Below are 25,598 nucleotides of genomic sequence, written 5' to 3'. Positions count from 1 at the left end.
TCTAGCGTGGAGTGCGTAGATGAGCGAGCCCGGCAACGTGGTTTCTGACACCGTAGAACAGCCGGACAAGCAGGCGTTGGTACGCCGTTTGGAGGCGCTGCCGACCTCGGAGCAGCTCCGGTTGCTGACCGAGCTGGTGGTCAAGCAGGCCACCGATGCCCTGCGGAAGATCCGGCCGGACAGCAAGACCATCGTCGACGCCGAGCGCGCGTTCCGGGACATCGGGCTGGACTCGCTCGCGCTGGTCGACCTGCACCAGCGGCTCAACACCGCCACCGGGCTGGCGTTGCCGCCGACCGTCGTCTTCGACTACACGACCGCGGCCGCGCTCGCCGCCTACGTGCGGACCGAGGTGCTGGGGCTCGCGCCAGAGGATGCCGTCGCCACGCAGCAGATCGCCTCGTACGCGGACGACGAGCCGATCGCCATTGTCGGCATCTCGTGCAAGTTCCCCGGCGGGGTGCTCAACGCCGACGACCTGTGGCGGCTGGTCGACGAGGGCCGCGAGGTGCTGGGCGAGTTCCCGGACAACCGCGGCTGGGCGCTCGACACGATGTTCGACGAGAACCCGGAGGAACCGGGCAAGAGCTATGTCACCAAGGGTGGCTTCCTGCCCGACGCTCCCGACTTCGACGCGGACTTCTTCGGCATCAGCCCGAAGGAAGCCGTCGCCATGGACCCCCAGCAGCGCGTGACGCTCGAAGCTGCTTGGGAAGCCTTGGAACACGCCGGCATCGACCCGACGACTCTCAAGGGCACTCAGGCCTCCGTCTACGTCGGCGCCGAAGTCCACGAGTACGGGGTAAGGGTTCACGAAGCCCCTGAGGGCCTTGACGCGTACCTGATGACCGGTACCGCCCCCAGCGTCACCTCCGGCCGCGTCGCGTACGTCTTCGGCTTCGAGGGCCCCGCGGTCACCGTCGACACCGCGTGCTCCGGCGCGATCGTGAGTCTCCACCTCGCGAGCCAGGCGCTGCGCCGTGGCGAGACGCAGCTCGCGCTCGTCGGTGGCGTCTGCGTCATGGGCAGCCCCGGCATCTTCACCAGCTTCAGCCGTCAGCGCGGCCTAGCGCCCGACGGGCATGTCAAGGCCTTCGCGGCCGCGGCCGATGGCACCGGGTTCTCCGAGGGCATCGGCCTTCTCGTTGTCGAGCGGCTCTCGGACGCCGTCGCCAACGGGCACAACGTGCTCGCCATCGTGCGCTCCACCGCGGTCAACCAGGACGGCGCGTCCAACGGTCTCACCGCGCCCAGTGGCACCTCGCAGCAGCGCCTGATCCGCCAGGCGCTCGCGGTCGCCGGGTACACCTCCGACGACGTCGACGTGGTCGACGCGCACGGCACCGGCACCAAGCTCGGTGACCCGATCGAGGCGCAGGCCATCCTCGCCACCTACGGCAAGGGCCGCTCCGAGGGACACCCCCTCTGGCTCGGTTCGAGCAAGCCCAACCTCGGCCACACCCAGGCCGCGGGCGGTGTCGCCAGCATGATCAAGATGATCATGGCGATGAAGCACGGCCGGATGCCGAAGTCGCTGAACATCGACGCGCCGACGCCGAACGTCGACTGGTCGGCCGGTGACGTCAAGCTGCTCACCGAGCCGGTCGCCTGGGAGCCCAACGGCCGTCCGCGTCGCGCGGGCATCTCGTCGTTCGGCATCAGCGGCACCAACGCGCACGCGATCCTCGAAGAGCCGCCCGCGGTCGAAGAGGCCGAGCACACCGAGGCGCCCGCGGTGCTCACCCCGCTGGTCGTCTCCGGCAAGACCGAGCAGGCGCTGCGCGCGCAGGCCGAACGTCTCGTGTCCTTTGTGGACGAAAACCCGCGCGCCACTATCGCCGACTACGCGTACTCGCTCACGCACACCCGTGCGACGCTGACCAACCGCGCGGTCATCCTCGCCGAGTCCACAGAGGACTTTGTCAAGGGCCTGCGTGCCGTCGCCGATGGCCAGAAGAAGGCGCCCGGCGTGCACGTCGGCGCCGCGATCGGCGGGCGCACCGCGTTCTTGTTCACCGGCCAGGGCTCGCAGCGTCTGGCGATGGGCAAGGAGCTCATCGACAAGTACCCGGTCTTCGCCAAGGCCTTCGAGAACGCCGTCGGCTACCTCGACCTCCAGCTCGAAGTTTCCCTGTGGGACGTCGTCTTCGCCGAAGAGGACCTGCCAGAGGGCGAGCTGATCAACCAGACCATGTACGCGCAGTCGGCGCTGTTCGCGATCGAGGTCGCGCTCTACCGCCTGCTCGAATCCTGGGGCGTCAAGCCGGACTACCTCGCCGGGCACTCGATCGGCGAGCTGGCCGCCGCGCACGTCGCGGGTGTGCTCAGCCTCGACGACGCCGCGACGCTGGTCGCCGCGCGCGGACGGCTCATGCAGGAACTGCCGACCGGCGGTGCGATGGTCGCGCTGCAGGCGTCGGAGGAAGAGGTCCTCCCGTGGCTCAACGGCCACGAGGACAAGGTCAGCATCGCCGCGATCAACGGCCCGAACTCGGTTGTCATCTCCGGTGACCACCACACGGTCATGGAGATCACCGGCCGCTTCCAGGCGGACGGCCGCAAGACCAAGCAGCTGCGGGTCAGCCACGCGTTCCACTCGCCGCTGATGGAGCCGATGCTCGCCGAGTTCCACAAGGTCGCGCGGATCCTCAAGTACAACGCCCCGAAGATCCCGGTCGTGTCCAATGTGACCGGACGCCTCGCCACCGCCGAAGAGCTCTGCTCGCCGGATTACTGGGTCCAGCACGTGCGCGGCGCCGTCCGCTTCCGCGACGGCATCGCCTGGCTCGAAGAACAGGGCACCACCACGTTCGTCGAGCTCGGCCCGGACGCCGTGCTCGCCGCGATGGGCCAGGAATGCGTCAGCGACAGCGCCATCAAGTTCGTCGCGACCCTGCGCCGCAACCGCGAGGAGAACCCCGAACTCCTCGGTGCGCTCGCCCAGGTCCACGCCAACGGCGTCAAGGTCGACTGGGCCGCGTTCCTCAAGAACCACGGCGGCCGCAAGATAACGCTGCCCACCTATGCTTTCCAGCGCAAGCGTTTCTGGCTGGAGAAGCCGGAATCCGGCGGCGACGCGTCGAGCCTGGGCCTGCTGGCCGCGCAGCACCCGCTGCTCGGCGCGGTCGTCGGGCTCGCGGGCAACGACGGCGTCGTGCTCACCGGCCGCGTCTCGCTGCGCGCCCAGCCGTGGCTCGGCGACCACGTCATCTCCGGCGTCCCGCTGCTGCCGGGCACCGCGTACGTCGAACTCGCCGTCCGCGCCGGTGACCACGTCGGCTGCGACCTCCTCGAGGAGCTGACCCTCGAAGCCCCGATGGTCCTGCCGGACAACGGGGGACTGGCACTGCAGGTCGTCGTCGGGGACGCCGACTCGACCAACCGCCGCAGCGTCGACTTCTACTCGCGCGGCGAGGACGCCCCGCTCGACGCGCCTTGGGTGCGTCACGCCAGCGGTGTGCTCACCAGTGGCGCCCCCGCGCCGACGTTCGGTCTCGCCGAGTGGCCGCCCGCCGGCGGCGAAAAGATCGACATCTCGACTCTCTACGCCGACATCACCAACCAGGGCTACGGCTACGGCGCGACCTTCCAGGGTCTCAAGGCCGCATGGAAGGCCGACGGCGTCGTCTACGCCGAGGTCGCGCTGCCAGAGTCGGTCAAGAACGACGCGGCCAACTTCGGCCTGCACCCGGCACTGCTCGACGCGGTGCTGCACGCGACCGATTTCGCTTCCCCCGAGCCGGTTTCCGACGAGACCCGGCTCCCGTTCGCGTGGAACGGCGTCGCGTTGCACTCGGTCGGCGCGGCCTCGCTGCGTGTCCGTATCGAGCACACCGGCAAGGACGCGGTGTCGCTGCACATCGCCGACGCCACAGGCGCGCCCGTCGCGACGATCGAGCGCTTCCTGCTCCGCGAGGTCTCGGCCGAGCAGCTCGCCGCCGCCCAGGCCGGGAACAAGGACTCGCTCTACCAGGTCCAGTGGACCCCGCTCGCCCTCGGCGAGCCGACCGAGGAGCCGACCCCGTTCGAGGCACTCGGTGACGACGTCCCCGAGTACGTCCTCGCCAAGGTCGAGCCCGCCGAGGGCGACACCCCGGCAGCGGTCCGCACGGTTGTCAACAAGGTCGTCGGCCTTCTCCAGACCTGGCTGTCCGATGACCGCTTCGCCAACTCGAAGCTCGTCGTCGCCACCGACGGCGGTGTGTCGACAGATGGCACGCCCGCCGAGCTGACCCAGGCTCCCGTGTGGGGCCTCGTCCGCGCCGCGCAGGCCGAGAACCCGGACCGCTTCGTGCTGGTCGACGGCCCCGGCCCGTACAGCGCCGCACTCGCCACCGGTGAGCCGGAATTGGCGCTGCGTAACGGAGAACTGTTCGTCCCGCGCCTGACGGCCATCCCCACCCCGGATGCCGGTCAGCCGTGGGCGGGTGCCGGTACCGTGCTCGTCACGGGCGGCACCGGCGGGCTCGGCGCGCTGCTGGCCCGTCATCTCGTCACCGAGCACGGGGTCACCCACCTCCTGCTCACCAGTCGCCGCGGCGCCGATGCACCCGGTGCCACGGAGTTGAAGGCCGAGCTCGGCGAGCTGGGCGCCGAGGTCACGATCGCCGCGTGCGACGTGGCCGACCGCGCCGCGCTCACCGGGCTGCTGGCCTCGGTCCCGGCCGACCACCCGCTCACCGGCGTGGTCCACACCGCGGGCACGCTGGCCGACTGCCTGGTCGGCTCGCTGACCGAAGAACGCGTCGACCACGTGCTGCGGCCCAAGGTCGACGCCGCCTGGCACCTGCACGAACTCACCAAGGACCGGGCGCTGGAGGTCTTCGCGCTCTACTCCTCGACCGCCGGCATCCTCGACGGAGCCGGACAGGGCAACTACGCGGCGGCCAACGTCTTCATGGACGCGCTCGTGCGGCACCGCCGTGCGGCGGGACTGCCGGGCACCGCGCTCGCGTGGGGTCTGTGGGCCGGTGACGCCGGAATGGGCGCGGACCTCGACGAGGCCGCGATCGGGCGCATCCGCCGTCTCGGGCTCGACCCGCTGTACCCGGCCGAAAGCCTGGCACTCTTCGACCGCGCGCTGACCGGCGAAGAGGCCAACGTGGTGCCGGTGCGCGTCGACGCGAAGGCGTTGGCCGCGCGCAAGGACTTGCCCGCACTGCTCCGCGGGCTCGTCAGGACACCGGTCCGCCGTGCCGCAGCCTCCGCGGGCAGCGGACCGGTGTCTGTCGAGGTTTCGTTGGCCGCGCAGCTTTCCGGACTGTCCGATGCGGACCGCGAGGGCGCGATCCTCGAGCTGGTCACCGCGCAGGTCGCCGGGACGCTCGGCCACGACAGCGCCGACGCGATCGACGCCAACCGCGCGTTCACCGACATCGGCTTCGACTCGCTCGCCGCCGTCGAACTGCGCAACCGCCTCAACTCGGCGACCGGTCTCCGGCTCACCGCCACCCTGATCTTCGACTACCCGACCCCGCGCGCCTTGGCCAAGCACATCGGCTCCAAGGTGTCCACAGTGGAATCGGCGCCCAAGTCCAAGAAGCCGAAGGTCGCCGTCGTCACCGACGAACCCATCGCGATCGTCGGCATGGCCTGCCGCTACCCGGGTGACATCACCTCGCCCGAGCAGCTGTGGGACCTGGTCGCGGCGGGCGCCGACGGCGTCAACCTGTTCCCGAACGACCGTGGCTGGGACGTCGAGTCCCTGTACGACCCCGAGCCGGGCAAGGGCGGCAAGTCCAGCACCCGCGAGGGCGGTTTCCTGTACGACGCCGCGGAATTCGACCCTGAGTTCTGGGGCATCAGCCCGCGTGAGGCCCAGGCGATGGACCCGCAGCAGCGCCTGCTGCTGGAAACCTCGTGGGAGGCCTTCGAGCGGGCCGGTATCGACCCGCAGTCGATGCGCGGCAGCAACACCGGTGTCTTCGCCGGTGTCATGTACCACGACTGGGGCACCCGCCTCGGCGAGGTCTCCGAGGAGATCGCGGGCTATCTCGGCAACGGCTCGCTCGCCAGCGTGGTGTCCGGCCGAGTGTCCTATGTGCTCGGGCTGGAAGGTCCGGCGGTCACCGTCGACACCGCCTGCTCGTCGAGTCTCGTCGCGCTGCACTGGGCGATTCAGGCGCTGCGGCAAGGAGAATGCGGTCTGGCACTCGCCGGTGGTGTCACCGTTATGTCCACTCCGGACACCTTCATCGACATGAACCGCCAGGGTGGCCTCGCCTCGGACGGCCGCTGCAAGTCGTTCGCCGCGGCCGCCGACGGCACCGGCTGGGGTGAGGGTTCCGGCATGCTCGTGCTGGAGCGTCTCTCCGACGCGAAGAAGAACGGCCGCAAGATCCTCGCGGTGGTGCGGGGTTCGGCGGTCAACCAGGACGGCGCGTCCAACGGCCTCACCGCCCCGAACGGCCCGTCGCAGCAGCGCGTCATCGAGAAGGCCCTGGCCAGCGCGGGACTTTCGGCCGCCGACATCGACACGGTCGAGGCGCACGGCACCGGCACCACGCTCGGCGACCCGATCGAGGCGCAGGCCCTGATCAACACCTACGGTCAGGAACGCCCGGCCAGCGGAACCCCGCTGCTGCTGGGCTCGATCAAGTCGAACCTCGGCCACACCCAGGCCGCCGCCGGTGTCGCGGGCATCATCAAGATGGTCAAGGCCATGGAACACGGCGTGCTGCCGAAGACGCTGCACGTCGACGCCCCTTCGCCCAATGTGGACTGGGAAGCGGGCGCGGTCGAGCTGCTCACCGAGGCGGTCGACTGGCCGGACAACGGGCACGCGCGCCGCGCGGGTGTCTCCTCGTTCGGCATCAGCGGGACCAACGCGCACGTGATCATCGAACAGGCCCCGGACGCTCCGGCTCCGGCGAACCCCGAGCCGAACGCGGGCTTGGTGCCGTGGGTGATCTCGGGTAAGACCGCCCAGGCCTTGCAGGGCCAGGCTTCCCGGCTGAAGTCTTTTGTGGAGGATTCTGGCGACGTCACCGCCATCGGCCGCTCGCTGGCCACCACACGTGCGTCGCTCGACCACCGCGCGGTCGTCGTCGGCGCGGACCGCGACGAGCTTCTTCGCGGTCTCGAAGCCATCGCCGACGGCACGGGCGGCATCGTCGACTCGGTCCGCGACGGCAAGCTCGCGTTCCTCTTCACCGGCCAGGGTGCCCAGCGCCTCGGCATGGGCCGGGATTTAGCAGGCTTTACTCCGCGGGATAAAGCGGGCTTTATCCCGTTCTCGGAGGCCTTGGATGCTGTTGTCGCGGAGCTGGACAAGCACCTGGACCGGCCGCTCAAGGAGGTCATGTGGGGTGAGGACGCGGATCTGCTGAGCCAGACCGCGTACACGCAGACCAGCCTGTTCGCGATCGAGGTCGCGCTTTACCGCCTCGTCGAGTCGTGGGGCGTCAAGCCCGACTTCGTCGCCGGGCACTCGATCGGTGAGCTGGCCGCCGCGCATGTCGCGGGTGTTCTGTCCCTTGAGGACGCGGCCAAGCTGGTCGCGGCCCGCGGCCGTCTCATGGGCGCGCTGCCGACCGGCGGTGCGATGGTCGCCTTGCAGGCCACCGAAGACGAGGTCACGCCGTTCCTCACCGACGCGATCGGCATCGCGGCCATCAACGGCCCGCGCTCGGTCGTCATCTCCGGTGACGAGGGCGTCGCGCTCGAGCTGAAGGCCCGCTTCGAGGCCGACGGTCGCAAGACCACGCGCCTCAAGGTCAGCCACGCGTTCCACTCGGCGCTGATGGACCCGATGCTCGACGAGTTCCGCGAGATCGCGTCCAGCCTGACCTACAACGCTCCCAAGATTCCGGTCGTCTCCAACGTCACCGGCGAACTCGGCGATGTCACCAATGCCGAGTACTGGGTCACCCACGTCCGGAACGCGGTCCGCTTCGCCGACGGCGTCAAGTACCTGGCGGGCCGCAACGTCACCACGTTCGTCGAACTCGGCCCCGACGCGGTCCTCACCGCGATGGGCCAGGACAGCGCCGAGAACGCGGGCTTCATCCCGGTACTGCGCCGCGACCGCGACGAGGACCGCGAACTCCTGTCCGCGCTGGGCAAGGCCTACGCCCGGGGCATCGAGGTCGACTGGACCAAGTTCTTCGGCGCTGGCAACGGTTTCGTCGAGCTGCCCACCTACGCCTTCCAGCGCAGGCGCTACTGGCTCGACGCCGCCGCGGGTTCGGGCGACGTCACTTCGGCCGGTCTCGAGACCGTCGACCACCCGCTGCTGTCGGCGGCGGTCGTCTCGCCCGAGGACGGGGGAGTCGTGCTCACCGGGCGCGTCTCCATCGGCACCCAGGCCTGGATCGCCGACCACGACGTCCTCGGCAATCTTCTGCTCCCGGGCACCGGTTTCGTCGAACTCGCCATCCGCGCGGCCGACCAGGTCGGCTGCGGCAAGGTCGACGAGATCGCCCTCGAAGCCCCGCTGATCCTGCCTCCTGGCACGGCCTTGGCCCTGCAGGTCGTCGTGGGTGCGGCCGACGCGTCCGGCACCCGCCCGATCGCGTTCTACACCCGCGCCGAGAACAGCGAGGGTTCCTGGACCAGGCATGCCACGGGTTCGGTTTCCCCGAACGCGGACGCGCCCGGCTTCGACCTCACCGAATGGCCGCCGCGTGGCGCCACTCCGGTCCTGCTCGAAGACCCGTACGCACGCTTGGTCGGCCGCGGTTACGGCTACGGCCCGGTCTTCCAGAACCTGAAGGCGGCCTGGCGTCGCGGCGAGGACGTCTTCGCCGAGGTCGTCCTGCCCGAGGGCTCCTGGGCCGAGGCCGCCCGCTTCGGCCTGCACCCGGCGCTGCTCGACTCCGCGATGCACGCCGACCTCTTCGACGCGCAGGGCGGCCTCACCTCCGAGGAGACACTGCTTCCCTTCGTGTGGAACGGAATCTCGCTCCACGCGGCGGGCGCGTCCAGCCTGCGTGTCCACTTGCGACGCGTGCGCGGCGACGAGGTGTCGAGCATCTTCGTGGCCGACTCGTCCGGCCAGCCGGTCGCGACGGTCGAGTCGCTCGTGTCCCGCCCGGTCTCGGCCGAGCAGCTGGACACGGCTCGCAGTGGTGACCAGTCGCTCTACCGGATCGTCTGGAACCCGGTCGCCAAGCCCGCGTCCAGCGGCTTCCCTGACCTGGTCTCGCTCAACGAGGTAGTCGACGCGTCGGCCGAAGTGCCCGCGCTGGTGCTGTTCTCGACGGCTTCGGCGGCGGGCGATCTGCCCACCGGCGCCCGCTCGGTGACCCGCAGCGTCCTCGACGTCGTGCAGAAGTGGCTGGCCGACGACCGGTTCGCCAACTCGAAGCTCGTCATCGTCACGCACGGCGCGGTCGCCGTCGACGGCACCGCGTCCGACCTCAGCCAGGCTCCGGTGTGGGGCCTGGTGCGGGCCGCGCAGGCGGAGAACCCGGACCGCTTCGTGCTGGTCGACGCCGACGACTCGGCCGCGTCCCACCAGGCTCTCGCTGCTGCCGCCACCAGTGGCGAGCCCGAACTCGCCTTGCGTGACGGCGAGATGCTGGTGCCACGCCTGACCAAGGTCTCCCCATCCACTGTGGACGAGGAGCCGTGGAGCAGTGAAGGCACGGTCCTGATCACCGGTGGCACCAGCGGTCTCGGCGCGATCGTCGCCAGGCACCTGGTCACCACCCAGGGCGTCCAGAACCTCGTGCTCACCAGCCGTCGCGGCCTCGAAGCCCCAGCGGCTCAGGGCCTCAAGGACGAGCTGACCGAACTCGGCGCCAGCGTCGACGTCGTAGCCGCGGACGTCACCGACAAGGCCGCGCTTTCGACCGTCCTCAGTGGAATCGAAGACCTGCGCGGCGTCGTGCACGCGGCCGGGGTCGCGGACAACGGCCTGATCGGCACGCTCACCCCCGAGCGCGTCGACAGCGTCCTGCTCCCGAAGGTCGACGCCGCTTGGTACCTGCACGAGCTGACCAAGGACCTGCCGCTCACCGCGTTCGTGTTGTTCTCCTCCGCCGGCGGCCTGGTGCTGCCGTCCGGCCAGGCCAACTACGCCGCGGCGAACGTCTTCCTCGACGCGCTGGCCGCGAACCGCCAGGCCGCCGGGCTTCCGGCGTCGGCGCTCGCGTTCGGCATGTGGGCGGTCAACACCGGCCTCGGCGACATCCAGGCGTCCGATTTGGACCGCATGAACCGCCTCGGCCTGCCCGCGCTGACCGTCGACGAAGGCCTCGCGCTCTTCGACGCGGCGCTCGCTGCCGACGAGGCCTGCCTCGTCCCCATCCGTGTCGACGGCGCGGCGCTCAAGGCCCGCACCGACGAGATCCCGGCCCTGCTGCGCGGACTCGTGCGCGGTGGGACCACTCGCCGCGCGGCCGCGCAGGCCGGATCCGGTAATACCAACGCACTCGCGCAGCGCCTCGCCGGGCTGTCCGAAGCGGAGGCCGACAAGGTGCTGCTCGACCTGGTCCGCACGCACGTCTCCGCGGTGCTCGGGCACTCCGGCGCCGAGGCCGTCGCGCCGGACAAGGCGTTCAAGGAACTCGGCTTCGACTCGCTCGCGGCCGTCGAACTCCGCAACGCCCTCAACGGCGCGACCGGGCTCAAGCTCCCGGCCACGCTCGTCTTCGACTACCCGACGTCCAAGATCGTCGCCGAGTTCGTCAAGGAAAAGCTCGGCGGCGCCCAGGCTTCGATCCCGAAGACCATCACGACCGCGGCGGTCTCCGACGACGAGCCGATCGCGATCGTCGGCATCAGCTGCCGGTTCCCCGGCGGCGTCCAGTCGGCCGAGGACCTCTGGAACCTGGTCGCCGAGGGCCGCGACGCGGTCACCCCGTTCCCGGCCGGTCGTGGCTGGGACGCGCAGGCGATCTACGACCCCGAGCCCGGCACACCGGGCAAGACCTACGCCATCGAAGGCTGCTTCCTGCACGACGCCACGGAATTCGACCCCGAGTTCTTCGGCATCATGCCGCGTGAGGCGCTCGCCATGGACCCGCAGCAGCGCCTGCTGCTGCAGTCCGCGTGGGAGGCGTTCGAGCGCGCGGGCATCGACCCGACGACCATGCGGGGCAGCCAGACCGGCGTCTACGCGGGCGTCATGTACCACGACTACGGCAGCCGTCCCGGCCAGGTCCCCGAGGATCTGCAGGCCTACCTCGGCAACGGCAGCGCGGGCAGCATCGCGTCCGGCCGCGTCGCGTACAGCCTCGGCCTCGAAGGCCCGGCGGTCACTGTGGACACTGCGTGCTCGAGTTCCCTGGTGGCACTGCACATGGCGGTCCAGGCGCTGCGGTCCGGCGAGGTCGGAATGGCGCTCGCCGGTGGTGTGACGGTCATGCCGACCCCGGAGATCTTCGTCGACTTCTCGCAGCAGCGCGGCCTCGCCGCCGACGGCCGCTGTAAGGCGTTCGCCGGCGCCGCCGACGGCACCGGCTGGTCCGAAGGTGTCGGCCTGCTGCTCATCGAGCGGCTGTCCGACGCGCAGGCCAACGGGCATCCGGTGCTCGCGGTGATCCGCTCGTCCGCGATCAACCAGGACGGCGCGTCCAACGGGCTCACCGCCCCGAACGGGCCCTCGCAGCAGCGGGTCATCCAGCGGGCGCTCGCCCAGGCCGGACTGTCCTATGCGGACGTCGACATGGTCGAAGGCCACGGCACCGGCACCCGGCTCGGCGACCCGATCGAGGCGCAGGCTCTCCTTGCCACGTATGGACAAGGCCGCCCCGAGGACCGTCCACTGTGGCTCGGTTCGATCAAGTCGAACATCGGCCACGCGCAGGCCGCGGCCGGTGTCTCGGGCGTGATCAAGATGATCATGGCCATCCGTCACGGGATGATGCCGAAGACACTGCACGTCGACCAGCCGTCGCCGAACGTCGACTGGACCGCCGGCGCGGTCAAGCTGCTCACGGAAGCCCGTGAGTGGAAGGAGAACGGCCACCCGCGTCGCGGCGCGGTGTCGTCGTTCGGCCTCTCCGGCACGAACGCGCACATCATCCTGGAGCAGGCTCCGGCGTTCAGCGAGCCGGAGCGGCCCGAGGTGGTCGCCCCGACGCCGATCGTCCCGCTGGTGGTCTCGGCCAAGACGGCCAAGCAGCTGCCGGAGCAGGCCACGGCGCTCAGGGCGTTCATCGAGAGCACCGAAGCCGACCTCACCGATGTCGCCTTCTCACTGGCCACGTCCCGCGCAGCGCTGGAACACCGCGCGGTTGTGCTGGCCGGGGACAGGGAAGCCGCGCTGAGCGGCCTCGACGCGCTCGCGATCCGAGGCGCGGCCGACAGCGCGGGCCTCACCGCCTTCCTCTTCACCGGACAGGGCGCGCAGCGTCTCGGCATGGGGCGGGATTTAGCAGGCTTTATCCCGGTCTTCGCGGAAGCGCTGGACGCGGTGGTCGCGGAGCTGGACAAGCACCTCGACCGACCGCTGAAGGAGGTCATGTGGGGCGACGACGCGGACCTGCTGAGCCAGACCGCGTACACCCAGACCAGCCTCTTCGCGATCGAGGTCGCGCTGTTCCGGACCCTGGAGTCCTGGGGCATCCGGCCGGACGTCCTGGTCGGCCACTCCATCGGTGAACTCGCCGCCGCGCACGTGGCGGGTGTGCTGAACCTGGCGGACGCCGCCAAGCTGGTCGCCGCGCGTGGCCGTCTGATGCAGGCCCTGCCCACGGGTGGCGCGATGGTCGCCATCCAGGCGACGGAAGACCAGGTCACCCCGCACCTCATCGACGGCGTCAGCATCGCCGCCATCAACGGCCCGACCTCGGTGGTCGTGTCCGGTGACGAGGCCGCGGCGGTCGCGATCGGCGAGCACTTCAAGGCCGAAGGCCGCAAGGTCACCCGGCTCAAGGTGTCGCACGCCTTCCACTCGCCGCTGATGGAGCCGATGCTCGCCGAGTTCCGTACGGTCGCGGAGAGCCTCACCTACGGCACCCCGAAGATCAGCATCGTCTCCAACGTGACCGGCGCCGCGGCCAAGGACGAGCACCTGGCGTCCGCGGACTACTGGGTCGGTCACGTGCGCGAAGCGGTCCGCTTCGCCGAGGGCATCGCCACCCTGGAAGCCCAGGGCGTCACCCGGTTCGTCGAGCTGGGTCCCGACGGCGTGCTCACCGCGATGGCCCAGGGTGCGCTGGAGACCAGCGAGCTGCTCTCTGTGCCGACCCTGCGCAAGGGCCGCGATGAAGTCGAGACGCTGCTGACCGCGGTGGCGAAGCTGCACGCGGCCGGGATCACCCCCGACTGGCAGCAGTTCTTCAAGGGCAGCAACGCCCGCCGCATCGAACTGCCGACGTACGTCTTCGAGAAGCGCACCTTCTGGCTGGACATCCAGCCGGAGGCCGGCGGCGACATCGGCAGCCTCGGCCTGCAGTCCGCGCAGCACCCGCTGCTGTCGGCGGTCGTGGCTTCGCCGGAGGGCGACAGCGTGACCTTGACGGGCCGGTTGTCGATCGAGACGCACTCCTGGATCGCCGACCACGACGTGCTCGGCACGGTCCTCCTGCCGGGTACGGGTTACGTCGAGCTGGCCCTGCGTGCCGCCGAAGAGGTCGGCTGCGAGGTCGTCGAAGAGCTGATCATCGAGGCTCTCATGCCGTTGCCGCAGGTCGGCGGCGTGCAGATCCAGGTCACCGTTGGCCCGCTCGACGAGACGGACCGCCGCGAGATCGCCATCTACTCGCGGTTCGAGGACGCGCCCTCGCACGTCCAGTGGACTCGCCACGTGTCCGGCAACCTGCTGCGCACCGGCAAGCCCGCGGTCGCCAACCTCGGCGAATGGCCGCCCGCAGGCTCCGAGGTCGTCGACATCAGCGACGTCTACGAGTACCTGACCAGCCAGGGCTACCACTACGGCCCGATGTTCCGCGGCCTGCGCGCGATCTGGGCCAAGGGCAAAGAGATCTACGCCGAAGTCGCGCTGCCGGACGACGCCCGCGACCATGCCGCGCAGTTCCGCGTGCACCCGTCGATGCTGGACGCCGCCCTGTCGGCGACCGACTTCCTCGGTGGCCGCAAGCCGCAGGACATCGGCGCCTCGCAGCTGCCGTTCTCCTGGTCCGGCGTCGGGCTCTACGACGGTGGCAAGGCGAAGCTGCGCTGCCGCATCAACTGGGTCAGCTCCGACTCCAATGTGGGCTCCGACGCAGTGAAGATGGAACTGTTCGACACCAGCGGAAACCCGGTCCTGCAGGTCGAATCGCTGGTCGTCCGCGCGGTCACGCCCGACCGGGTCGCGGCGGCAGCGGCGGCCTCGACCGGCAGCCGCGAGCGCGAGTCGATGTACCGCGTGGGCTGGAGCCAGCTCCCGCTCGGCGGCGCGCTGATGCAGACCAGCTCCGACGGCTGGGCGGTCATCGGTGACGTGCCCGCCGGGCTCGGTGACGGCGCGGTGTCCTATGTGGACTTCGCGGCGCTCGTCAAGGCCGATGCAGTTCCGCCGGTGGTCGTCTACCCAGTTCCTCAAGCAGGAGGCGATGTTCCGGCCGCGGTGCGGTCCAATGTGCTCGGCACGCTGAAGCTGATCCAGGACTTCCTGGCCGAGCCGAAGCTGTCCGACTCCAGGCTGATCGTGCTCACCGAGGGCGCCGTCTCGATCGACGGGTCCGATGTGGACATCGCGCAGTCCCCGGTCTGGGGCCTGGTGCGGGCCGCGCAGGCGGAGAACCCCGACCGGTTCCTGCTGGTCGACTACGACGCCGCCGAAAGCTCGGCCCGTTCGCTGCCCGCGGTGGCGGCGCAGGACGAGCCGGAGTCGGCCGTGCGGATCGTGGTCTCGGCCAAGGGTTCCGAGATGAAGATCCCGCGTCTGGGCAACGTGTCCGCGACCGAGGCCGAGTCCGGCCCGCCATGGACCGCCAACGGCACGATCCTCATCACCGGCGGCACCAGCGGCCTCGGCGCGCTGCTCGCCAAGCACCTGGTGACCGTGCACGGCGCGCGGAAGCTCCTGCTCACCAGCCGTCGCGGGCTCGACGCGCCCGGCGCGAAGGAGCTTCGTGACGAACTCGCCGCGCTCGGCGTGGACGTGACGGTGGCCGCGGCGGACGTGGCCGACCGCGACCAGGTGGCCAAGCTGGTCGCCGAACACCCGATCGACGCCGTGATCCACGCGGCAGGTGTGCTCGACGACTCGGTGATCTCCAAGATGACCCCCGAACAGGTCGAGAAGGTGTTGCGCCCCAAGGTGGACGCGGCGTGGAACCTGCACGAGCTGACCAAGGACCTCAAGGCGTTCGTGCTGTTCTCCTCGACGGCCGGGCTCACGGACAGCGCCGGCCAGGGCAACTACGCGGCGGCCAACGCGTTCCTCGACGGCCTCGCCCAGCACCGCAAGGCGGCCGGGCTCCCGGCCAGCTCGCTGGTCTGGAACCTGTGGTCGTCGGCGGGCGGCATGGTCGACAAGCTCACCCCGGCGGTGCTGGCCCGCTTGGCCCGCAACGGTGTCCCAGCGCTCTCGTCGGCCGAGGGCCTGGTGCTCTTCGACGAGGCGGTCAGCCTCGCCGACGCGGTGCTGGTCCCGATCCGGCTCGACACCGCGGCGCTCGCCGAGGTCGTCGACGAGGTGTCCGCGTTGTTCCGCACCGTCGCGAAGTCGACGGTCAAGCGGGTCTCCACGGCCGCCCCGCAGCAGGCGGCGGCTCCGGCCGCGGCCCCGGCGGGCTCGCTCGAACAGCGGCTCGCGGCGCTCGGCGACGAGGAACGCGAACGCGCCATCGTCGACCTGGTCCGCACGCACGTCGCGGCCGTCCGGCACGACGAACCAGACAACATCGACACCTCGAAGGGCTTCACCGAGCTGGGTCTCGACTCACTGGCCGCCATCGAGCTGCGCAACCGGCTCCAGACGGCCACGGGTCTCCGGCTCCCGGCGACGCTGATGTTCGACTACCCGAAGCCGGTCAGCCTGGCCAAGTTCCTCCTGGAGGAGCTGACCCCGGGCATCGCGGCGAGCACTCCGGTGCCCGTGGCGGCGGCCCCGGCTCCGGCTGTCACGCTCCCGGCAGGTGGGTCGCTGGTCCAGCGGCTCGCCGGGCTCAGCGAGGACGAACGGGAACGCGCGGTCGTGGACCTGGTTCGCACGCACGTCGCGGCGGTCCGCCACGACGAGCCCGAGAACATCGACACGTCCAAGGGCTTCACGGAACTCGGCCTGGACTCGCTGGCCGCTATCGAACTCCGTAACAAGCTTCAGGCGGCGACGAAGCTGCGGCTTCCGGCGACGTTGATGTTCGACTACCCGAAGCCGGTCAGCCTGGCGAAGTTCCTGCTCGAGGAGCTGAGCCCGGGGATCGCCGCCAGCGCGCCGATCCCGGTCACCGCGGCTCCGGCCCCGGTCGCCGCACCGGTCGTCATCCCGGCCGGTGGGACCTTGGTCCAGCGCCTCGCGGTGCTGGCGGCCGCCGAGCGGGAACGGGCCGTGCTCGACCTGGTCCGCACGCATGTCGCGGCGGTCCGGCACGACGAGCCGGAGAACATCGACACGTCGAAGGGCTTCACGGAGCTGGGTCTCGACTCGCTGGCCGCGATCGAGCTGCGTAACAAGCTTCAGACGGCGACGAAGCTGCGGCTTCCGGCGACGTTGATGTTCGACTACCCGAAGCCCGCGGTCCTGGCGAAGTTCCTCCTGGAGGAGCTGACCCCCGGCATCTCCGCGGTGCCGGTGCAGGCCGCGCCCGACCCCGAGGAGGCGAGCATCCGCCAGACGCTCGCCGCCATCCCGGTGGCCAAGCTCAAGGAATCCGGCCTGCTCGAATCCTTGATGGAACTCGCCAACGGCAAGCAAGACCCGGGCGCCGCGATCGCGGACATGGGCATCGACGACCTCGTGAAGGCCGCCCTCGCGGGCGAGTGAGAAGGGTTAGAACGTGGCAGACGTCGAGCAGATCGTCGCAGCGCTCCGCAAGACCATGGCCGAGAACGAGCGGCTCAAAGAGGCGAACAAACAGCTCGCCGAAGCCGGTCCGGCGGATCACGAGCCGATCGCGATCGTCGGTATGGGCTGCAGGTTCCCCGGCGGCATCACCAGCGCCGAGCAGCTGTGGGAGATGATCGCGGCAGGCCGGGACGGGATCACCCAGTTCCCGGTCGACCGCGGCTGGGACACCCAGGGCCTCTACGACCCGGAGCCGGGCAAAGAGGGCAAGACGATCTCGATCGACGGCGCGTTCCTGCACGAGGCGGGGGAGTTCGACCCCGACCTGTTCGGCATCTCGCCCCGCGAGGCCGCGGAAATGGACCCGCAGCAACGCATTCTGCTGGAAACGGCATGGGAGACCTTTGAGGACGCGGGGATCGATCCGCGTTCGCTGGAGGGTGAGCGCGTCGGTGTCTTCGCCGGCGTGATGTATCACGACTACGAAGGAGCCGCGGCGGGCGGCTCCCTCGTGACCGGGCGGGTGTCGTTCACGCTGGGCCTGGAAGGGCCGTCGGTCAGCGTCGACACCGCGTGCTCGTCCTCCCTGATCGCGCTGCACTGGGCGATCCAGGCGATTCGTGCCGGCGAGGTGCCGATGGCGCTCGTCGGGGGCGTCACTGTCATGTGCACGCCGGACACGTTCCTGTATTTCTCCAAGCAGCGCGGGCTGTCCGTCGACGGCCGCTGCAAGTCCTTCGCGGCCGCGGCGGACGGCACCGGCTGGGGCGAGGGCTCCGGCCTGCTGCTGATCGAAAAGCTCTCCGACGCGCGTGCCAAGGGGCACAACGTCCTAGCGATCGTACGTGCCTCGGCGATCAACCAGGACGGCGCGTCGTCCGGCATCACCACGCCGAACGGTCCTTCGCAGCAGCGCGTCATCAAAGCCGCCTTGAAAGAGGGCGGCCTGCAACCGTCCGATGTGGACGCCATCGAAGCGCACGGCACGGGCACCCGGCTCGGCGATCCGATCGAGGCGCAGGCGCTGTTGGCCACCTACGGCCGTAATCGCCCGGACGACGAGCCGTTGTGGCTCGGCTCGGTCAAGTCGAACCTGGGCCACACCCAGGCGGCGGCCGGTGTTTCCGGCATCATCAAGATGGTCGAGGCCATGCGGCGGGGGATCCTGCCGAAGACCCTGCACGTCGACGAGCCGACCCCGCAGGTCGACTGGTCGGCGGGCAACGTCAAGCTGCTGACCGAGGCCATACCCTGGCCGGATCGTGGCCGCCCGAAGCGGGCCGGCATCTCGTCGTTCGGCATCAGCGGGACCAACGCACACGTCATCATCGAAGAAGCCCCGGCCTACGAGGAACCGCCGCGTCCCTCGCCCACGGTCAAGTCGGACGTGGTGCCGTGGGTGCTCTCGGCCAAGAGTCCCGAAGCCCTGCGTGGCCAGGCCGCGAAGCTGGCCGCTTCCGTCGGCGATCTTTCGTTGGTGGACATCGGTTTCTCGCTGGCCACCACTCGGTCCTCTTTGGAGCGTCGCGCCACGGTCGTCGGCTCCACGCGCGAAGAACTGCTTGCCGGAGTGCGCTCGCTGGCTGCCGGTGATGGCACTGGCATTCCGCAAGGTGTCGCCAAGGGCGGGCTGACCGCGTTCCTGTTCACCGGCCAGGGCGCCCAGCGCCTCGGCATGGGCCGCGAGCTGCACGCGGCGTTCCCGGTGTTCGCCGCCGCCTTCGACGAGGCGATCGCCGAACTCGACAAGCACCTCGAGCAGCCGTTGCGCCCGGTCATCTGGGGCGACGACGCCGATCTGCTCGCGCAGACGCAGTTCACCCAGAGCGGCCTGTTCGCGATCGAGGTCGCGTTGTTCCGCCTGCTGGAGTCGTGGGGCGTCCGGCCGGAGTACCTGGCAGGACACTCGATCGGCGAGCTGTCCGCCGCGCACGTCTCCGGCGTGCTCTCGCTGCCGGACGCGGCCAAGCTGGTCGCCTACCGGGGCCGCTTGATGCAGTCGCTGCCCGCCGGTGGGGCGATGGTGGCGATCCAGGCGTCCGAGGAAGAGGTCAAGCCGCACCTGACCGAGACGGTGAGCATCGCCGCGGTCAACGCGCCGAACTCCGTCGTCGTGTCCGGCGAGGAGAAGTTCGCGCTGGCCATCGCCGACCACTTCAAGGCCGAAGGCCGCAAGACCAAGCAGCTCAAGGTGTCGCACGCGTTCCACTCGCCGCTGATGGAGCCGATGCTCGCCGGGTTCCGCGCGATCGCGTCGAGCCTCACCTACGGCTCACCGAAGATCCCGATCATCTCGACGGTCACCGGCGACGTCGCCAAGGACCTCGGCTCGCCCGAATACTGGGTCACCCACGTCCGCGAGGCGGTCCGGTTCTCCGACGCCGTCCGCAAGCTGGAGTCCAAGCGGGTCACCACGTTCCTGGAGCTCGGCCCCGACGCGGCGCTGACCGCGATCGGCGAGGAGTCGGTGACCGGCGACGCCGCGTTCGCCGCCGTGCTGCGCCGCGACCGCGGCGAGGAGCAGGAGCTGATCTCCGCGCTCGGCCTCGCGCACGCCCGCGGCACCCGCATCGACTGGGTCAAGTTCTTCGACGGCCGCGCGGCCCGCCGCGTCAAGCTGCCGACCTACGCCTTCCAGCACCAGAAGTACTGGGCTGGCGCGCCCGCCTCGTCGGGTGACGCTTCGAGCATCGGCCTGCTCCCGGCCGAGCACCCGCTGCTGAGCGCGGTCGTCGCTTCGCCGGACTCCGACGGCGTGGTGCTCACCGGCCGACTCGGCGTCGACAAGCAGCCGTGGCTCGCGGACCACTCGGTGATGGGCTCGATCCTGGTGCCCGGCACGGCTTTCGTGGAACTCGCGGTCCGCGCGGGGGAGCAGGCGGGTACTCCGTTCATCGACGAGCTGACCCTTGAGGCGCCCTTGGTCCTGCCGGAAGACGGCGGCCTCGCGGTGCAGGTCGTGGTCGGCTCGGCCGGTTCCGACGGCGAGCGTTCGGTCGCGGTGTACTCCAGCGACGGGGACACGTGGACCCGGCACGCGGAAGGCCAGCTCAAGCCCGGTGGCGCCGCGCCGTCCTTCGACCTCAGCGAGTGGCCGCCCGCGGGCGCGACCCCGTTGCCGGTCGAGGGCGCTTACGAGCGCCTGATCACCCGAGGCTACGAATACGGACCGGTTTTCCAGGGCCTGCAAGCGGCCTGGAAGCACGGCGAGGACGTCTACGCCGAGGTCGCGCTGCCGGACGGCACGTCCGCCGACGGTTTCGGCCTGCACCCGGCCCTGCTCGACGCCTCGATGCACGCTGACCTGCTGGCCGAGGGCGACGGCGACACGCTGCTGCCGTTCGCCTGGCGTGGTGTCTCGCTGCACGCCTCGGGGGCTTCGGGCCTGCGCGTCCGGATGTCACCGTCCGGAAAGGACAGTGTGTCCTTCGCGGTGGCCGACGCTTCCGGCGCGCCGGTGCTGAGTGTGGAGTCGCTCGTGTCCCGCGCGGTCTCGCCCGAGCAGCTCTCGCGCGGCGGCCGCACGGAGTCGCTCTACCGTCTGGAATGGACACCACTGGCCGCTGTGGCGGGCTCGGCTCCCGAGCATGTCGTGTTCACGGTGGAGTCCGGTTCGGACGTTCTGGAGTTCTTGCACGCCAACACGAACACGATCTTGGCCAAGGTGCAGGACTGGATCGCCGAAGACCAGGCCGCCCAGCTGGTCTTCGTCACCCAGGGCGCCGTCCCCGTCGGCGACACCGAGATCGACCTGACCCAGGCCCCGGTCTGGGGCCTGGTCCGCGCGGCACAGGAAGAGAACCCGGGCCGGTTCGTGCTCGTCGACACCGACGATCCGTCCACTGTGGAGCAGGCGCTCGCCACGGGCGAGCCCGAGATCGCGGTGCGCGGGGGAGCGTTCTACGTCCCGCGCCTGGCCAAGGTCGCCGACTCCGAGGTGACCGGCGAGTCGCCCTGGACCGGGACGGTCCTGGTCACCGGTGGCACCGGCGGTCTCGGCGCGCTGGTAGCCCGCCACCTCGCTTCGAGCGGCGTGACCTCGTTGCTGCTCACCAGCCGTCGCGGCGCGGACGCCCCCGGCGCGGCCGAGTTGAAGGCCTCGCTGGAGGAACTCGGCGCCACGGTCACGATCGCGGCCTGCGACGTCTCCGACCGCGACTCGGTGTCCGGGCTGCTGGAGGCGCACCCGGTCAACGGGATCGTGCACACGGCAGGCGTGCTCGACGACGGCATCGTCACCTCGCTCAACCCGGACCGCCTGTCGAAGGTCATCCGGCCCAAGGCCGACGCCGCCTGGCACCTGCACGAACTCGCGGGTGACCTGTCGGCCTTCGTCCTGTTCTCCTCGGTCTCGGGTGTCACCGGCACCGCGGGCCAGGCGAACTACGGCGCCGCCAACACCTTCGTCGACGCGCTCGCTGTCCACCGCCGCTCCCGCGGCCTCCCGGCGCACTCGCTCGCCTGGGGCCTGTGGCAGCAGAAGAGCGAGATGACCGACCACCTGGCCGAAGCCGACGTCGCCCGCTCGGGCGTCGCGGGCCTCCCGTCCGACGAAGGCCTCGCGCTCCTCGACACCGCACTCGGCATCGACAGCCCCGTGCTGGTCCCGGTCAAGCTCGACCTCAAGGCCCTGCGCGCACTCGACCCGATCCCGACCGCCTTCCGCGGCCTCGTCAAAGCCCCACCCCGCGCGGCGGCCGCCACGGCTTCCGGCGGCTCGGCCTTGAAGCAGAAACTGGCCGGTCTCACCGGCGAAGAACGCGACCAGGCGATCCTCGACGTCCTGCGCGGCCACATCGCCGCGGTGCTCGGCCACGACAACCCCGACGCCATCGAAACCGACCGCGGCTTCCTCGACATGGGCTTCGACTCCCTCACGGCCCTCGAGCTCCGCAACCGGCTCGGCACGGTGACCGGCAAGCGCATCCCGGCCACCCTGATCTTCGACTACCCCGACGCCGCCTCGGTCGCCTCCTACCTCGCCACCCAGCTCATCGACGACACCGCCTCCACCCCCCTCGAGTCCGACCTCGCCAAACTCGAATCGGCCCTCGCCTCGACCACCCCCACCTCCGAAGAACACCACGCCCAAATCACGGCCCGCCTCAAAGCCCTGGCCGCCAAGTGGGCCGAGTCCCTCCCCACCCCCCAAGAACCCGCGGCCGACATAACCGAAGCCAGCGCCGACGACCTCTTCGCCATCCTCGACTCCGAACTCGCCTAACCCACCATGTCCCACCCCGAAGGCCACGCCCCGCGCCCACCCCGCGCAGGCGTGGCCTTCGCCCACTCCCCACCCCCCGCATGCCCCACCCCCCACCCGCGCAACACGCGGTGCCCGAGCGCGCAACACGCGCTACCCGGGCGTGGAACACGGCCCACCCGAGTGTGGAACACGTGGTGCCCGGCTGCGCAACACGAGGTGCCCGAGTGTGGGACACGCGGTACCCGGGTGTGGGACACGCCCCACCCGCCGTGTCCCACACTCCGGCACCTCGTGTCCCGCGCTCGGGTACGTCGTGTCGAACACTCGGGTATCCCGTGTCCCGCACTCGCGCTCACCCACCCCCGTACCCAGACGGACGACACGCGTGCACAGCCGGACGACACGCGTGCACAGCCGGACGACACGCGTGCACAGACGGACGACACGATCACGGGTCAGGTTTGGCGCCCCGGGCGTGTCGTCCATCCAGGTACGCGTGTCGTCCGTTCATGGACGCGTGTCGTCCGTCTGTGCACGGGTGTCGTCCAGCTGCGTACGCCTCCCGGGCTGGTCAGGGCGGTGGGGTGGGAAGGCAGGGGGCGGGTAGGGGTTCCGGAAAGGAAGATTTAGACAGACGATCGTTTTAGACAGGGCTGGAGCCGAGGACGTGAGTGGGAGAGCGAGATGTCCGTTGTTGAGGAGTTCGGCGTCGAGGTGAAGACTCCCCGGCCGGATCTGCGGTCACGCGTGGTCGAGCTCGAGCTGACCCGCGAGGCGGCGCAGGCCGGTCCGTCGAACAAGGCGACGGAAGCCCAGCACGCCAAGGGAAAGCTCACCGTCCGCGAACGCCTCGACCTGCTCTTCGACAAGAACACCTTCCGCGAGATCGAGGGCTTCCGCAGGCATCGGGCCACCGGGTTCGGCCTGGAGGACAAGAAGCCGCACGGCGACGGCGTCGTCACCGGCTGGGGATTGGTCAACGGCCGCACCGTCTTCGTCTACGCACACGACTTCCGCGTCTTCGGCGGCTCGCTGGGTGAGGCGCACGCCGAGAAGATCCACAAGGTCATGGACCTCGCCGAATCGGCGGGCGCGCCCATCGTCTCGCTCAGCGACGGCGCGGGCGCCCGCATCCAAGAGGGCGTCACCGCGCTCGCCGGCTACGGCGGCATCTTCCGGCGCAACGTCCGGTGTTCCGGCGTGATCCCGCAGATCTCCGTCATGCTCGGCCCGTGCGCGGGCGGCGCGACGTACTCGCCCGCGTTGACCGACTTCGTGTTCATGGTCCGCGGCTCCGCGCAGATGTACATCACCGGCCCGGACGTGGTCCGCAGCGTCACCGGCGAGGAGATCACCCACGAGCAACTCGGCGGCGCGGAGGTCCACGCGGGTGTCTCCGGCGCCGCCGGGTTCATGTACGACTCCGAGGAAGAGTGCCTCGAAGAGGTCAGGCACCTGCTTTCCCTGCTGCCCCAGAACAACCGCGAACTCCCGCCCGCGGTCCAGCCCGACGACCCGGCCTACCGGCGCAGCGAGTCGCTGCTGGACATCGTCCCGGCCGATCCCAACCAGGCCTACGACATGCGCGCGGTCATCGAGGAGATCATCGACGACGGCGACCTGTTCGAGGTCCACGCCTCCTGGGCCACCAACATCATCTGCGGCCTCGCCCGGCTCGACGGCCACGTCGTCGGCATCGTCGCCAACCAGCCCGCCTCGTACGCGGGCGTGTTGGACATACACGCCTCTGAGAAGGCCGCTCGCTTCGTTTCGCTGTGCGACTCGTTCAGCATCCCGCTGATCACCATGGTCGACGTACCGGGCTTCCTGCCGGGCAAAGACCAGGAACACGGCGGCATCATCCGCCACGGCGCCAAGCTGCTCTACGCCTACTGCAACGCCACCGTCCCGCGCATCCAGCTCATCGTGCGCAAGGCCTACGGCGGCGCGTACATCGTCATGGACTCCCGCTCGATCGGCGCGGACCTCTCCTTCGCCTGGCCCACCAACGAAATCGCCGTCATGGGCGCCGAGGGCGCGGCCAACGTCGTCTTCCGCCGCGAGATCGCCGCCGCGGAAGACCCCGAGGCCGCACGCAAGGACCGGATCCAGGAGTACCAGGACGAGCTGATGCACCCGTTCTACGCCGCCGAGCGCGGACTGGTCGACGACGTGATCGACCCGTCGGTCACCCGCCAGACCCTGGTCGACGCGCTCGCCATGCTCCGCACGAAGCACTCGCGGCTCCCGTCGCGCAAGCACGGGAACCCGCCGGCATGAGCGCGCCGCTGCTGGTCGTCACCAAGGGAAACCCGGACGACCACGAGATCGCCGCCGCCACGGTCGCCGTGCTCGCGCTGCTCCAGTCCACCCGGGATAAAGCCCGCTTTACTCCGCGGGATAAAGCGGGCTTTATCCCGGGCCGCACCACGCCCGAGCCGGGCCGCGCGCCCGGCTGGGTGCGCGACCCCGGCTACACCCCGCCCGGGTTCTGGGCCACCAGCCGTTGACGAACCAAACGCAGCAACCGAGAAAGGGACCCTCATGACCGGCAGTGCCTGGATCCGCAACTTCCACCCGGCGCCGGACGCCGCCACGCGTCTGGTCTGCTTCCCCCACGCGGGTGGTTCCGCGCCGTTCTACTTCCCGGTGTCGCGCACCCTCTCGCCGGAGATCGACGTGCTCGCCATCCAGTACCCCGGCAGGCAGGACCGCCGCACCGAGCCGCTGATCGACGACGTCCGCCTGCTCGCGGACGCGATCGTCGCGGAGCTCGAGAACGGCTGGCTGGACAAGCCCGTGACGTTGTTCGGGCACAGCCTGGGCGCCAACATCGCCTTCGAGGTCGCGCTGCGCCTCGAAGCTCGCGGCATCGTGCCGCTCGGGCTGTTCGCCTCCGGCCGCCGCGCGCCGTCGATGCACCGTGAGAACGAGGTCGTGCACAAGTCCAGCGACGACGGGCTCATCAACACGCTCAAGAAGATGAGCGGCACGGACGCGGCGATCCTCGGCGACGAGGAGGTGCTCCGGATGAGCATCCCGGCGATCCGCAGCGACTACAAGGCGGCCGAGACCTACCGCTACGCCGAAGGGCCCAAGCTCAAGACCCCGATCCTGGTGCTCACCGGCAACACCGACCCGGAGGTCACCCTCGACGAGGCGCGCGGCTGGGCCAACCACACGCGCGGCGAGTTCAGTTTGCAGGTCTTCACCGGCGGGCACTTCTACCTCAACGAGCACGCGCCGGCGGTGATGGCGGAGATCTCGAAGCACGTCCAGGAGGCATGACCCAGCACGTGTCACCGGCCGGCGGGCACCCATGGTCTTGACGACCGCGGGTGCCCGCCGTCTTTCGTCCGGCCAAGTCAAAAGTGTCTGCAAATGAATACAAGAGAACCGTTTGACGATCCGTTCGCAGATATTCGCCAAATCTGTACTCGGTACTAGATTCACCTCTCACTGGATGCGAAAGTCCTGGTCAGACCGGGTGGAAAAGCACTTGAAATGTCGAAAACCGACACGTTCGGGCGACTGCGCGCCGAACTT

General features: G+C 70.0%; 5 protein-coding genes. All 5 read left to right on the top strand.

Features of this window, described 5'->3' with window-relative positions; translation table 11 throughout:
* Positions 1-19 precede the first annotated feature (19 nt).
* The 5 genes from BLV57_RS30900 to BLV57_RS30880 all read left to right on the top strand — a co-directional run bounded on the left by BLV57_RS30900 (position 20) and on the right by BLV57_RS30880 (position 25,340).
* Positions 20-16,825 carry a type I polyketide synthase gene (locus BLV57_RS30900; protein ID WP_091294754.1) on the top strand — a complete coding sequence of 5,602 codons (16,806 nt, stop codon included), beginning with the start codon at positions 20-22 and terminating at the stop codon, positions 16,823-16,825.
* Between the two features lie 13 nt (positions 16,826-16,838).
* The gene (locus tag BLV57_RS30895) at positions 16,839-22,070 is read left to right on the top strand and encodes a type I polyketide synthase (RefSeq protein ID WP_218134905.1); all 5,232 of its coding nucleotides are present in this window, start codon (positions 16,839-16,841) and stop codon (positions 22,068-22,070) included.
* A gap of 666 nt (positions 22,071-22,736) precedes the next feature.
* The gene (locus BLV57_RS30890) at positions 22,737-24,332 is read left to right on the top strand and encodes an acyl-CoA carboxylase subunit beta (protein WP_091294753.1); all 1,596 of its coding nucleotides are present in this window, start codon (positions 22,737-22,739) and stop codon (positions 24,330-24,332) included.
* The gene (locus tag BLV57_RS30885) at positions 24,329-24,562 is read left to right on the top strand and encodes an acyl-CoA carboxylase epsilon subunit (RefSeq protein ID WP_091294751.1); all 234 of its coding nucleotides are present in this window, start codon (positions 24,329-24,331) and stop codon (positions 24,560-24,562) included. The genes BLV57_RS30890 and BLV57_RS30885 overlap by 4 nt, the downstream gene beginning before the upstream one ends.
* A 34-nt stretch (positions 24,563-24,596) precedes the next feature.
* Entirely contained in the window at positions 24,597-25,340 is a 744-nt protein-coding gene (locus BLV57_RS30880; RefSeq protein WP_091294749.1) for a thioesterase II family protein, read from the top strand.
* Positions 25,341-25,598: the final 258 nt, after the last annotated feature.

This window comes from Amycolatopsis xylanica (assembly GCF_900107045.1).
Taxonomy (GTDB): Bacteria; Actinomycetota; Actinomycetes; order Mycobacteriales; family Pseudonocardiaceae; genus Amycolatopsis; species Amycolatopsis xylanica.
This window is presented reverse-complemented; position numbering and strand designations above follow the sequence as displayed.

What these genes read in the sequence shown, in the direction of transcription:
- BLV57_RS30885 (WP_091294751.1), top strand. Translation starts at nt 24,329, where the DNA reads ATGAGCGCGCCGCTGCTGGTCGTCACCAAGGGAAACCCGGACGACCAC.
- BLV57_RS30880 (WP_091294749.1), top strand. Translation starts at nt 24,597, where the DNA reads ATGACCGGCAGTGCCTGGATCCGCAACTTCCACCCGGCGCCGGACGCC.
- BLV57_RS30890 (WP_091294753.1), top strand. Translation starts at nt 22,737, where the DNA reads ATGTCCGTTGTTGAGGAGTTCGGCGTCGAGGTGAAGACTCCCCGGCCG.
- BLV57_RS30900 (WP_091294754.1), top strand. Translation starts at nt 20, where the DNA reads ATGAGCGAGCCCGGCAACGTGGTTTCTGACACCGTAGAACAGCCGGAC.